The sequence below is a fragment of the Bacillus timonensis genome (assembly GCF_000285535.1).
GTDB classification, from domain to species: domain Bacteria; phylum Bacillota; class Bacilli; order Bacillales; family Bacillaceae_L; genus Ferdinandcohnia; species Ferdinandcohnia timonensis.
Map to the genome: position 1 here is coordinate 59976 of NZ_HE610987.1, position 13554 is coordinate 73529.

Annotated in this window: 13 protein-coding genes; 8 read left to right on the forward strand and 5 right to left on the reverse strand. The window is 38.0% G+C overall.

The genetic code is table 11. The features are described 5' to 3' along the window. The first annotated feature begins 49 nt into the window (after window positions 1-49). From brnQ to BTHG_RS14760, 4 genes are all read left to right on the forward strand, one after another. A complete protein-coding gene (gene brnQ / locus BTHG_RS14745) occupies window positions 50-1387 on the forward strand; it encodes a branched-chain amino acid transport system II carrier protein (protein WP_010677501.1) in 1338 nt (445 codons plus the stop codon). A 150-nt stretch (window positions 1388-1537) separates the two neighbouring features. Beyond that, window positions 1538-2536 (forward strand): TRAP transporter substrate-binding protein, encoded by a 999-nt coding sequence (locus tag BTHG_RS14750; RefSeq protein ID WP_010677502.1) that lies wholly within the window; start codon window positions 1538-1540, stop codon window positions 2534-2536. Further along, window positions 2529-3011, forward strand: a complete 483-nt coding sequence (locus tag BTHG_RS14755) for a TRAP transporter small permease (protein WP_010677503.1) — start codon at window positions 2529-2531, stop codon at window positions 3009-3011. Before BTHG_RS14750 ends, BTHG_RS14755 begins: the two co-directional genes overlap by 8 nt. After that, window positions 3011-4306, forward strand: coding sequence for a TRAP transporter large permease (locus BTHG_RS14760; protein WP_010677504.1), 1296 nt, complete (start codon window positions 3011-3013; stop codon window positions 4304-4306). The genes BTHG_RS14755 and BTHG_RS14760 overlap by 1 nt, the downstream gene beginning before the upstream one ends. Before the next feature lie 49 nt (window positions 4307-4355). Here BTHG_RS14760 and BTHG_RS14765 read toward each other — a convergent pair whose 3' ends face one another. Next, window positions 4356-5540 carry a toxic anion resistance protein gene (locus tag BTHG_RS14765; protein ID WP_010677505.1) on the reverse strand — a complete coding sequence of 395 codons (1185 nt, stop codon included), beginning with the start codon at window positions 5538-5540 and terminating at the stop codon, window positions 4356-4358. Window positions 5541-5546: 6 nt separating this feature from the next. Further along, the gene (locus BTHG_RS14770; RefSeq protein WP_010677506.1) at window positions 5547-6197 is read right to left on the reverse strand and encodes a 5-bromo-4-chloroindolyl phosphate hydrolysis family protein; all 651 of its coding nucleotides are present in this window, start codon (window positions 6195-6197) and stop codon (window positions 5547-5549) included. 1095 nt (window positions 6198-7292) lie between these two features. On the opposite strand from BTHG_RS14770, the gene BTHG_RS14780 reads away from it, so the two are divergent. Genes BTHG_RS14780 through BTHG_RS14795 form a run of 4 tightly spaced genes read left to right on the forward strand, consistent with a single transcriptional unit; the run spans window position 7293 to window position 9993 of the window. Next, the gene (locus BTHG_RS14780) at window positions 7293-7688 is read left to right on the forward strand and encodes a GntR family transcriptional regulator (RefSeq protein WP_010677508.1); all 396 of its coding nucleotides are present in this window, start codon (window positions 7293-7295) and stop codon (window positions 7686-7688) included. Next, entirely contained in the window at window positions 7675-8571 is an 897-nt protein-coding gene (locus BTHG_RS14785; protein ID WP_010677509.1) for an ABC transporter ATP-binding protein, read from the forward strand. The genes BTHG_RS14780 and BTHG_RS14785 overlap by 14 nt, the downstream gene beginning before the upstream one ends. After that, complete coding sequence (locus tag BTHG_RS14790) at window positions 8558-9286, forward strand: hypothetical protein (protein WP_010677510.1); 729 nt, start codon at window positions 8558-8560, stop codon at window positions 9284-9286. Before BTHG_RS14785 ends, BTHG_RS14790 begins: the two co-directional genes overlap by 14 nt. Further along, window positions 9286-9993, forward strand: a complete 708-nt coding sequence (locus BTHG_RS14795) for a hypothetical protein (RefSeq protein WP_010677511.1) — start codon at window positions 9286-9288, stop codon at window positions 9991-9993. The genes BTHG_RS14790 and BTHG_RS14795 overlap by 1 nt, the downstream gene beginning before the upstream one ends. Window positions 9994-10028: 35 nt before the next feature. Here BTHG_RS14795 and BTHG_RS14800 read toward each other — a convergent pair whose 3' ends face one another. From BTHG_RS14800 to BTHG_RS14810, 3 genes are read right to left on the reverse strand one after another with little or no spacing between them, the layout of a single operon-like run. Next, window positions 10029-11171, reverse strand: a complete 1143-nt coding sequence (locus BTHG_RS14800) for a glycosyltransferase family 4 protein (protein ID WP_010677512.1) — start codon at window positions 11169-11171, stop codon at window positions 10029-10031. Next, a complete protein-coding gene (locus BTHG_RS14805; protein WP_010677513.1) occupies window positions 11168-11725 on the reverse strand; it encodes a phosphatase PAP2 family protein in 558 nt (185 codons plus the stop codon). Before BTHG_RS14805 ends, BTHG_RS14800 begins: the two co-directional genes overlap by 4 nt. A gap of 23 nt (window positions 11726-11748) precedes the next feature. Continuing rightward, window positions 11749-13074, reverse strand: a complete 1326-nt coding sequence (locus BTHG_RS14810) for a UDP-glucose dehydrogenase family protein (protein ID WP_010677514.1) — start codon at window positions 13072-13074, stop codon at window positions 11749-11751. Window positions 13075-13554 lie beyond the last annotated feature (480 nt).

Consider the following 13554-nt stretch of genomic DNA (forward strand, 5'->3'; position numbering starts at 1 on the left):
TGTCCCTTTGTCCCTATTATCCTAGAAAAATATTTAAGGAGTGAGTTAGATGAAGAAATTAGATACTTTGTTTATCGGGTTTATGTTATTTTCAATGTTTTTTGGGGCCGGCAATCTCATCTTCCCACCGTTTTTAGGTGCAGGCGCAGGTACAAACTTTTGGATGGGCATGCTTGGTTTTGTCGTAACGGGAGTTGGTTTACCGGTTGTGGTAATTTTTGCCGTTTCTCTTGTAAAAGGCGGTGCCGTTGCAATGGCTGACCGGGTTCACCCTGTATTTAGCACGGTTTTTATGGTCGCAGTATATCTATGTATCGGACCATTTCTTGCGATTCCACGAAACGCAAACGTTGCGTTCGAAATGGGAATCACCCCATTTTTACCTGAATCAGCAAATACAGCCCTAATACTATTCATTTTCTCAGTTATTTTCTTTGGTTTAGTGTATTTTATCAGCTTAAATCCTAGCAAAATGGAACGATATATGGGACGCTTAATCGCCCCGACCTTATTAGTTTCAATCATTATATTAATCACTGTAGGATTATTTAAAATGGATACTTCATTCCTACCTCCAACTGAAAGTTATGAAACTGGTGCATTCTTCATGGGATTCCTTGAAGGCTATAATACAATGGATGCCCTTGCTTCATTGGCTTTCGGGATTGTTATCTTGAATTCCATTCAAAAGAAGGGAATCAAAAATCGAACACAATTAACAAGATATACATTTAAAGCTGGAATCATTGCGGGAATCCTTCTTTCTGCAATTTATGTGGGAATTGGAGTAATTGGTGCCAAAATGGCTGGTCAAGGAACATTTGAAGACGGTACCGATATTTTATCGTCAGCTGCAACGCTTTTATTCGGACAAAGTGGAACACTACTCCTTGGCTTAATTTTTACATTAGCTTGTTTCACAACCGTTGTAGGGTTAACGACGGCATGTGGCCAATATTTTTCAAACTTACTTCCAAAGGTAAGTTATAAAAAGGTTGTACTACTTGTAACGTTAGTCGGATTTACCCTATCAAACCTTGGATTAGCGCAAATTTTAAAAGTCTCTGTTCCTTTTCTAGTAATGACTTACCCATTATTAATTGTATTAGTCGTTTTAACCTTCTTTAGTCGTTACTTTAAAAATGTGAAAACCGTATATGGGTTCGCCATGTTACTCACAAGTGTATTTGCACTAATCAGTGGATTAAATGCATTTGGTCTTAACCTCGGTCCGGTTCAGGATGTGAAAAATATGCTACCTCTTGCATCCGTTGGCTTAGAGTGGATTGTTCCCGCTCTCGTTGGGACAGCATTAGGATTAGTGGTGAGCCAATTCAGTAACAAAAACATAGAGGTAAATGAAGATACGAAAATAAAAGCATTATAAACTTTGATTGAAGGGTACATACTGGTACCCTTTTTTATTTTGTTTGTTTTTAAACAACATTCCAATTGTTCCATTTTTAGGATAGGTTTTTTAAACAAACACAAAATATAAAATGGTACTTGTTGATTTTTTATTAGAGGAGGAAACAGCATGAGAATTATGACCCTACTACTTTTTGTTGTGGTTAACTCACTTTTATTAGTGGGATGTAATAATGAAGAAGCAGGGGTTAAAGAATTGAAACTTGCCCATAACCAAACCTTGGACCACCCTGTTCATCTTTCACTCGTCGAGTTCGGTAGATTAGTGGAAGAAAAATCAAATAACAAAATCCAGGTGCAAATTTATCCGAATGGTCAACTGGGAAGTGAGCGAGAGGTACTCGAATTAACTCAATCAGGTGCAGTTGATGTCGCAAAGGTGAGCGCTAGTGCACTGGAAGGATTTGAATCCGATTATTCCATTTTTAGTTTGCCATACGTGTTCGAGAATTACGAAGAATTCGAGGAAAAAATGAATGACAAAACGATTACCGATCAACTTTATTATCAAACTGAGGACATCGGTTTTATTGCGTTAACCTACTATAATGCAGGTATTCGTAATTTGTATACAAAAAATCGTGAGGTTCATACTGTTGCTGATGTTGCTGGTTTAAAAACAAGGGTCCAACCAAGCCAGACAAGTGTAAATATGATTGAGGCTTTCGGTGGGTTACCGACTCCAATGGCCTATGGCGAGGTTTACACTGCACTTCAATCAGGAGTTATTGATGCTGCTGAAAATAATGAAACAGCACTTGTCGGTAACAATCACGGAGAAGTAGCTAAATACTATATGTATACTGGTCACCAAATTGTACCGGATATGCTCATCATAAATGCAAAACGATATAACGATTTTACTGATGATGAGAAAAGAATCATTCAGGAAGCGGCAAATGAATCCACCCTTTATCATGAGGTTGTTTGGGCAAAAACAATAAAAGAACAGACCGAAATCGCTAAAACAAAGATGGGTGTTCATTTTATCGAGGTTGATAAAACCTCCTTCATTAACGCTGTAAAGCCACTTCATGAGGCCTATGCAAAGGATGAAAAAACAAAAGATATTTACCAATTAATAAAGGGGAATTCGTCTAATGAATAAGGTTAAACAAATTCTGGACAAAGTATTAATCGTCTTCTCTAGTTTATTGCTTGTCTCAATGGTTGTATTATCAACTTGGCAAGTGTTATCACGTTATGTTTTCAACATATCCTCTCCTGGAACCGAGGAATTGACAAGGTACATGTTAATTTGGTTTGGACTTACGTCGGCTGCCTATGTATTTGGTGCCAAAAAGCATATTGGAATCCTTTTTATAAGAGAAAAATTCAGCCCAAAAGTACAACTGCAGATTGAATACATAACCGATGTCATTATTCTTTTAACTGCGGCGATATTAATGGTTTATGGCGGAATAAAAATCGTTGTACTTACTTCTGCCCAAACAGCAGCGGCAACCGGAATATCAATGGGTGTTGTTTATGCAGCTATTCTTTTTAGTGGCATTTGCATTGTGATTTATCAATTTCACAGTCTAATGTCCTATAAAGAAAGAAAAAGAGAGGTGATTCTATAATGGAAACAGTTGCAGCAATCATTCTTTTTGCCACTTTTTTCTTTCTCTTGTTATTTGGTGCGCCCATTGCAATTGCCATTATCTTAAGTTCCGTTTTTACATTTTTATTTGTATTGCCCTTTGATGTAGCGATTTTAACTTCCGCACAGCGAATGGTGACAGGTATTGATAATTTTACGATGCTTGCGATTCCTTTATTTGTCTTGTCGGGGATTGTCATGAATAATGGTGGAATTGCCTTTCGTCTTGTGAATTTCGCAAAAGTGTTAGTAGGAAAACTTCCGGGAGCTTTGGCACATACGAATGCGGTTGGTAATATGTTGTTTGGTTCAATATCTGGCTCAAGCGTAGCCTCCGCTGCTGCAATGGGAAGAATCATGACGCCAATGCAAACGAATCAAGGTTACAAACTGACCTATTCAGCAGCGGTGAACATTGCTTCTGCTCCAACTGGATTAATTATTCCACCTAGTTCCGTATTGATTGTGTACTCTTTAGTAAGTGGGGGAACGTCTGTCGCTGCATTATTTATGGCTGGTTATATTCCAGGGATTTTATGGGGTATTGCCGTCATGGTTGTTGCATACTTTATGGCGAAAAAAGAAAAGTACCCTGTTTCATCTTTACCTAATATGAAGGATATCTTTTATATTATAGTAAGTGCGATTCCAAGTTTGCTATTAATCGTAATCGTTATCGGAGGAATTGTTGCAGGTATTTTTACAGCTACGGAGGGTGCGGCCGTTGCGGTTATTTATTCAGTTCTTCTTTCCATGATTTATAAAAGTCTTAAGCTAAAGGATTTACCAGGGATATTTATCGAGACTATTGAAATAACTGGCATGATACTCTTTTTAATTACAGCTTCAGCTTTATTTTCACTTGTGATGTCTTATATGAGATTACCAGAAGCCATTAGTGGTGCCCTCCTCTCAATTACAGATAACCAAACTGGGATAATTCTCATAATCATATTTATCCTGTTAATCGTCGGAACGTTTATGGATATCACTCCTGCCGTTCTCATTTTTACACCAATCTTTTTACCGGTTGCTAAAAATTTTGGAATGGATCCAGTCCATTTTGGAATGATTCTTTGTTTTGGTCTTTGTATTGGGAATATGACGCCACCGGTGGGAAGTGCCCTATTTGTTGGTTGTAGTGTCGCGAAGGTTAAAATTGAAGAAGTGGTACCAACATTATTACCTTATTTTGGGATAGTTATTTTAGTGCTGCTGCTCGTTGCATTTATCCCACAACTCTCCTTATTCTTACCTCGACTATTTGGATTGTAAGTAAGAAAAGGATAGATACCTTATTTTTTCGGTATCTATCCTTTTTGTTTTAGTCCGTCTTAATGTCTAATAATTTTTGACGTAATTCCGTTTCCATTGAGGCAAGTTCAAGCTCAGCCTGACGACGCTTGTTGCGGCCTTCTTCCTGGATGCGTAACGTTTCCTCTAATGTAGAAATGAGATTTTCTTTCGTTCTCTTTAATGTTTCTACATCGACTATTCCACGCTCATTTTCTCTTGCCGTTTCTAGTGTATTACTCTTTAACATTTCAGCATTTTTCAGTAAAAGTTCATTTGTTGTTTTCGAAACTTGTTTTTGCGCTTCTACTGCATGTCGCTGTCTAATTAATGTAAGCGCAATCGCAACTTGGTTTTTCCATAATGGAATTGCCGTCATGATTGATGACTGTATTTTTTCCACAAGGGCTTGGTTTGTATTTTGAATCAAACGAATTTGCGGTGCACTTTGAATTGTAATTTCCCTACTTAATTTCAGGTCATGTACACGTTTATCAAGTCGATCCGCAAATTGAACCATATCATTTACTTCTTGAACCTTCATTTGGTCATTTGTTGTTTCGGCTTGCTTTTTTAACTCTGGAATGATTTTTTGATGCATTTCTTCAAGCTTTAATTCACCTGCCGCAATGTAGACATTCAAGGCGTCGAAATAGTCTTTATTGTTCTCATAAAGCTTTTCTAAGATTGCAATGTCTGATAAAAGGACATTTTTACTTCTTTCCAGCTTAACACTAATTCTGTCAATTTGTGCCCCTGTTTTTTGGTATTTTGAAAGTACTTCTTGCACAGAATTTGAAATTTTTCCAAACATCCGTGCAATCACAGAGCGTTTTTCAGGATTCAATTCCTCAGGCTTCATCTCATCTAGACGGTGCATGAGATCTGAAATGATTTTTCCAACTTCACCCACGTCATTCTTTTGAACATGTTCAAGCATGGTGTTTGAAAACGAAAGCAGCTTATTTTGAGCTGGTGTTCCGTATGATATCATCGCTTGGTGATTGGTTGGGTCAATTTGTTTTGCAAGCTGAAGTGCTTTTTCTTTATTTTCCTCTGGCAGCACATCTACTAATCGAACAGGCTTCTTCTCCTCTTCTTGCGTAATGACAATCGGATTTTCCTGTTCGTCTTTTTTCTCGTCAAATGGATTCGCAAGTAATTCATCCATTAAATTTGTAGGCTCTTTATACTTTGGAGAATATTGTTCACTCATACTTAGCTACCTCCTGTTTTGGTCAATAAATTGTGTTTCATTCGCTTGTTTATTCGAATTTTTTGCCACATCGATTTCGAATTGCAAGTCATCTATATCATTCGCGAGCATTTTGTGTAAATCCTTCTCAATCGTGTCCGTTAACTCTTCAAGAACTCTACGCGTTTCATGAAGCGACCGCTCAAGTTCACTATTTTTCTTTGGCTGTGATGATAGAAAAGCATATTTTTCCGTTAACTCGACAACTGAATCAAGATGCGAAAAGTAGAACCTTTCCGCTAGGTAAAATCGTCTTGGTTCACTCTTTGATAAACGGTAGATTTTCTTCGTGACACGATGTAGATCAACTCTTTGCTTTAATGACGGGATGTGACGAATCGTAAAAAGGGATTTATTTAGTCTAGCAAGTTTTTTCTTCGCTTCTTTTAAATTTCTCTCAATATATTGATATTCCTTCCTCGTTAGCCGATATTTTCGCAAAAAGGCTTGTTTCATAATGGCTGACGTTCCAAAATAGGCAATTCCTCCACCTAACAATGCAATTCCAGACGAAAGTAGGAAGGTTTGATCAAGCGCAAAAAAGCTTACAAGCCAAACAGTAACCGTCGTTGGCACTGAAATGAACGATTTAACAATAAAAGCGAGAAACGGATTCATACAATCGACTCCTAACATTCTGTCTTAATACTATATACGAACCAATCCGAACGTTGGTTTCAAAAACTTTTGAGGGAAAATTTGGTGATGTTTGATAGTTTTGTAAAAGGTAAAGTGCCTTGTACCTGTGCTGTAATTATGTGAGTTTTGCTCTTCATTTAGTCGGTGAAGTGATTTAGCTTAGCTCTACCACTGCGTTTCGCTCTTCAGTTGCTTGATGAAGGGTATTTCAGCAGCACCTGCCTCGGCTTTTCCTCTTCATCGCCTCGATGAACGAGATTTCAGCGCCACCTGCCTTGGCTTTTCCTCTTCATCGCCTCGATGAAGGACTTTCCAGCGACACTTCCGATGCATTCGCGGCTTCATCAACCCGATGAAGGACTTTCCAGTGACACTTCCGATGCATTCGCGGCTTCATCAACCCGATGAAGGACTTTCCAGTGACACTTCCGATGCATTCGCGACTTCATCAACCCGATGAAGGACTCTCCGGCGACACTTCCGCTATATTCGCGACTTCATCAACCCGATGAATGACTTTCCACGACACTTCCGCTACATTCGCGACTTCATCAACCCGATGAATGACTTTCCAGCAACACTTCCTCTGCATTCGAGACTTCATCAACCCGATGAAGGACTTTCCAGCCACACTTCCTCTGCATTCGAGACTTCATCAACCCGATGAATGACTTTCCAGCAACACTTCCTCTGCATTCGAGACTTCATCGCCTCAATGAGGGACTTTCCCAATGCACGAACGATTCAATCGGGGCTTCATCATTCCAATGAAGGTCTTTTAAGTAGGCACAAAATCTCCATTCGAGATTTCATTTCTCAGATTTTTCCTCAAGTTAACTATACTATAAGATATTTATTCGGACTATGGACCTAGAAATTACAAGAATCTAAGACTTGAGGCGTATTTACTCCATCTCTCCCCAAAAACCTGTCTAGCTGCCCCTCATCCCTAGCCTAATTGTAGCCATTTTTTAAAAAATATAGTAAATAATCTAGAATTTTTCCATAGCATGTAGTATAGTACATTATATCACTAATGCACTAATGTACATAATCACCTAAGGAGGTGTTTATATGAAGTTTAATCAGGATGGCACGAAGCCAATCTATGTGCAAATTTCAGAATGGATTGAAACGGAAATTTTAAGCGGAGCTTTCGCCGAGGATCAAAAGGTATTTTCTCAGTATCAACTGGCAGAGATGTTCAATATTAATCCTGCTACTGCAGCGAAAGGGCTAAATCTTCTTGCAGACGAAACGATTCTATATAAAAAGCGAGGCTTAGGGATGTTTGTTACACCTAACGCCAAGCAGTTTATTTTAGAGAAAAGGAAAAATCAAACAATGAAAAATCTCGTATTCGAACTTGTGATGGAATCAGAGCGCTTAGGGGTTAGTGAAGATGAGTTAATCAATATGATTAAAGTTGAAAAAGAAAGGCAAAGGGGGAATCAAGATGAGCGCAATTGAGTTTCAACATGTTTCTAAACTTTACGGAAGTTTTAAAGCTTTAGACAATTTGAGTTTTTCAATTGAGTCAAATACGATAACTGGGGTCATTGGTAGAAATGGTGCAGGTAAAACAACTCTTTTGAAAACGATCGCTGGATTTTACCCAGTTTCTACGGGTGAGGTTCACGTTTTTTCAGAAAATCCTTTCAATAACTTAAAAGTATCTGCAAACCTCATTTTTGTAGACGACAATATGGTTTTTCCACCATGGTTAAATTTAGCCGAAATTTTAAAAGCAAGTGCAAGCTTTTATCCTAATTGGGATGACCAAATGGCAAAAAGACTGTTCGATTATTTCGATTTGAACCCAAAGAAACTTCATCATCATCTTTCAAAAGGAATGAAAAGTACATTTAATATGATTATCGGTCTCTCTTCCCGCTGCCCGATTACTATCTTCGATGAACCTACAACAGGAATGGATGCAGCCATACGGAAAGATTTCTATAAAGCTTTACTAAAGGACTACATCGCGTACCCTAGAACAATCCTCTTTTCTAGTCATCTACTGAACGAAATTGAAAGTATCCTAGAGAATGTTCTTCTCATTCGAAATGGAAGTGTTGCACTTCATGAATCTATTGACGATTTGAAAGAGTATGCTGTTGGGCTTCGCGGAAAAAACAGCATCATCGACCAAGTTACTAAGGGGATGGAAGTCATTTATTTTGAGGATTTCGGAAATGATTACACCTATTCTGTTGTAAAAGATATTTATCCCGAATCCACATGGTTAGAAGCGAAAAAACGTGGAATTGAGTTAACTCCTGTTGCGACAGAAGACCTTTGTATGTATCTCACGGCAAAGAATAAGGGGGGAATCAATGATGTCTTTAACTAATGCAAGTTTACTTGAGGTCGTAAAAAAGCAGTTGTTTTTTAAAGTACGTGCTTATTATGGGGCGTTCACAAGCCTTGTAACGGTGCAAGCAATTGCGCTTCTGTTTTCTTTTAACGGAGTTGGATCAATGGGGTCTAGTGGAATCCAAATTTCTAGCTACTCGGGTAGCATGATTTTTGTTTTTACTGCCTTTTGGGCTTTTATTACAGCAATCACGCTAACAACAAAACCCTACCATTATATTGATTTTTCATTTGTGACAAACAGAATGAGTAGCCATCTTTCAACGGTAGGGATGCTAGTGGTTTATTCATTCATTGCAAGTATCACCTCGACTTTTGCAGGGATTTTGTTACGATTAATCCTATTTTTCAAAGAGGGTAGTGAAAAGATAATCACGAATCACTTTTTTCTATCATTCTCGGATTTGCTTGTGGGGATATATATTGGTGCCTTGTATCTCATTTTGTTTGCAACGCTAGGATATCTTATCGGTATGTTTACACAGATAAACAAACTATTTGGGTTTGTGATTCCAGCACTCATCATTGGCTGGGGTATTTATGAAGTAAGGCAATTTGACAAAGTCACTTCAATTTCATTTTTTTTCAATGAAACATCCATTCTACTATTTTCAATAAAAGTTGTCATTACAGTTGCCCTATTGGTGTGGATTGTCATTGCTGCAACTAATCGATTGGAGGTTCGAAAATAATGTCAGTAATCGGTACATTCATACTTCCTGCGATTATCTTATTTATCATTGCCCTCGTTTTACTTTCTATCTTTTTTGGTAAAAAGTACACAGGTGCAAAAAGTACAAAACTGTTGCTTGGAACCTATTTTTCTATATTAGTGTTAGCTGTAATTGTTTATTACTGCATCCCTAAATCAAGCTTTTTCCCATCCGAGGGCGATACTCAGAATTTGACCTATGAACAAATCCATCAGGCTATTGATCAAGAGACAATTGAAGATATTGATGCCATAAAAGAAAAAGAAAGATGGAATATTCCATTTGACCAAGAGGAACTTAATATTCAAGATATAGAAGACAATAACATGTATACGATTTTTGATCGTAAAGAAAATGACGACCAAACCATTGATGTTATCTATTATGTGGCAAATACAAATTATAACGGTTATGATTTTTTTGAAGAAATTCCATTACCGCTCGTTTCAATCGAAGGAGAAGATCATTTGATGGTGAACCCTCCCATGGACTATGACTTTGAGATAAAACTCTATAGCTTTCACAATGATTTTGTGATATCCCAATTTAGAGGTGGCGGACTTACAGAGGAGTTTGACAGAAGGTTTGATGAGGATAAGCCACTTAATTATGATTTTCTTATCATCCGTATCCCGAAAAACCTTAAGTTAACTGGTAGCGAGTTTGTGAACTTTTTAGGTGAATAAGTCCACAAAAAAGGAAGGGGTACCCCTTCCTTTTTTTATGCATATTTTTGTTTACTCTGGTCTTGTAATACAGTTGAATAGCTATAAAGAAGGTTTTCAAAAATGACATCCCATTTTTGGGTTAAAGCATATTTTCTTCCTTCCATTCCCATTCGATTGCGAACCCCGTCATTTTCTAGTAAATGCAGAATCGTATCCATTACTTCTTTTGAATTACCAGGTTCACAAAGATATCCGGTGATTCCTTCTTGCACAATGTTCCTAACGCCGCCCCCATTTACTCCAATTACCGGTGTACCGCTAGCCATGGCTTCGAGAACGACATTCCCAAAGGTTTCTGATGAGGATGGAAAGACAAATATATCTGAAGCGGCATACACCTCTGCTAATTCCGTACCCTTTAAAAAACCAGTGAAAATCATATTCGATGGAGCTGCATCCTCCATTTTACTACGTGAAGGCCCATCACCAACGATTACCCACTGGATTTGTTCACTCCACTCCATTGGCAATGCTTTTGCTATTTCAACAAGTATATCTACATTTTTTTCAGGCGCTAATCTCCCAACGTAGGTTAGGGTAAACGTTTTTGAAATGTGATACTTTTGGCGAACTACAGCTTTATTGTAATAAGGATTAAACAATTCACAATCAACCCCGTGAGTCCATATTTCTATGTTAGTGAACCCTTTGTCCTCTAGCTGATTTTTAGTCACAAGAGATGGTACAAATAATTTTTGAAAAGGTCGATGAAACCATTTCATATAGGACCACAAAGGATTAGATAAAAATTGCAAATCATAAAACTGTAGATAATAATCAAAATCTGTATGATAGGAACCTACAAGCGGAATGTTTAACTTCTTTGCATAATAACTCCCACAAAATCCGATATTAAAAGGTGTCGCAACATGTATGATATCTGGTGAAAATTTTTCTAGTTCAGCTCGAATTTGTAGCATATTGGGAAAGGCAAGTCGACAGTCAGGATACAGAAAAAAGGACAAGCTTTTAAAACGATGGATATTACTAGATACATATTCATTCGAATCAGACATTGGTGCAAACACTTTAACCTCAATCTCATGTTCTTTTAAATAGTCAGTGAACCTTTTCAATGTCCGTGCAACACCGTTTACCTCTGGATAGTAGGTATCAGTAAAAATTGCTATTTTCATAAGATCCCCCTTAAGGTAGATTCCGTTATTTGAATTACGAAAGTAGCGCTCGCTATTCCAGCTGCTGTACCTAAAACGCCTCCTGCTAATACATCGGAAGGATAATGTAACCCTAGAAAAATTCTTGACAATCCAACACATATCCCAATTGGGAGTAGAATGATTGAAAGGGATGGCATATATAAAATAAATGGAACAATAACCGAAAAAATTGCTGTTGTGTGTCCTGAGGGAAACGAGTGATCTGTTAACGCTTTTAACGGAAACTTTGATTTCTCTACTATTAAATATGGTCTTTTTCTGGGATAAAGTTTTTTTATTAAATGAACCGGAATGTGACTAACCGCAAGCGAAAGAGCACTCGCAATGGCAGTTATCCTTAGTTGATTTGCAGTCAAAAAAGCTAGGGTTAGACAAGTGATAATTGTAAATGTAGCCCCGCCTAAAAATGTGATTCTAGAGAAGAAAAAGTAGAGTAGTTTTTTATCATAATGCTGGTTTACTTGTTGAAAGATTCGACAATCCGCATTATAAAATGAAATGAAAAGCTTCATGATCCATGTCTCCTCTCTAATCTCTATAGCTTATTTGTGAACGTATTGACCACTGTTGGCCTCCCAACGGAAACATATATCAATGGGAATTTCTGCACTTCTTCAAGTGGGAAACAATTTCTTCCGTCAATAACTTTCGGTTCTTTCATATATTCACTGTAAAAATGCAAAGGAAATTGTTTAATTTGCTCCCATTCGGTTGTAATAATCGTGAGGTCAGCCTTTTGAATCGCTGTTGGGATATCGTCCGTATAGGTGATGGAATTTCCAAATATTTCTTTAGTATTTGGAATGGCTACAGGATCATATGCTGTGACACTCGCCCCCTCCTGAAGGAGTTCTCTAATGACTGTGATGGAAGCTGCTTCCCGTATGTCATCCGTATTTGGTTTAAAAGAAAGGCCTAAAACAGCAATCTTCGCCCCCTTTAATGAATCGAGAATCTCCTTTGCTTTTAAAACAGGAAATGATTTTTGACGATTGTTGACTTGAATAACAGCCTCAAGCAGTTCGAAGTGATGCCCTAAACTACCTGAAGTATGCATCAGTGCTCTTGTATCTTTAGGAAAACAGGAACCTCCATAGCCAAGCCCCGCTTTTAAAAAGTAAGGCCCAATCCGTTGGTCTTTTCCAATTCCGTACGTAACATCGTCAATGTTAGCCCCTACTTTTTCACACATTCTCGCAATCTCATTTACAAAACTTATCTTTGTGGCAAGAAAGGCATTTGACGCGTACTTTATCATTTCTGCACTTCTGATATCCGTTTTGATGATTGGTATTTTTAAAGGTAGATAGACTTTTTCTAGCACATGAGCACTTTCTTGGTTTGCTGTCCCAATGACAATTCGGTCTCCATAAAAGAAATCAACTACCGCTGATCCCTCGCGAAGAAATTCTGGGTTTGAAACGATCTCAACCTGTAGTTGTGGAAGTTTTTTAGAATCAATGATTCGTTTTAGTTTTTCATTCGTTCCCACAGGGACGGTGCTTTTTGTACAAATAATCACATCATTTTCAATATGTACAGCGATCGTTTCTACAACATCATAGACATAATTCAGATTTGCAGTACCATCCACATGCTGTGGAGTACCGACTGCGATAAAAATGACATCAGGCTGTGTATATGCATAACGTGGATTAGTTGTAAAATAAAGCCTTCCCTCCCGCAAATTCTTCTGTAAAAGTGGCTCCAGCTCTGGTTCATAGATTGGTGAATATCCTTCTTGTAGCTTTTCTATTTTTTCAGCTTGGATATCAATACAAATTACTTCATGCCCAAGTTCAGCTAAACAAACACTTGTAACTAGTCCGACATATCCTGCACCTGCAACCGTAATCTTCATCTAACCCCTCCAGCGCCTTTTACTACATCTTATCGAAAAATTGCGATTATTTTCTTTAGCTACCGTTAAAGAATTGTAAAGTTTTGGTATAGTAAATATAAAAAAGGAAGGGTCTCCCCTTCCTTTTCGACATTCTAAAAGTAATTAATGAGTATCAAAGACCTTCCTCGGCATACTCCGGTTTGTTTTGTCTCCGAGAGCAGCTATCAAACACTTTCCTCGGCATATTCCGGTTTGTTTTGTCTCCGAGAGCATCTATCAAACACATTCCTCGGCATACTCCGGTTTGTTTTGTCTCCAAGAGCAGCTATCAAAGACCTTCCTCGGCATACTCCGGTTTGTTTTGTCCCCGAGAGCAGCTATCAAACACTTCCCTCGGCATATTCCGGTTTGTTTTGTCTCCGAGAGCATCTATCAAAGACATCCACAGCATATCCCGGTTTGTCTTGTCCACGAGAACAGCTATCAAACACTTTCCTC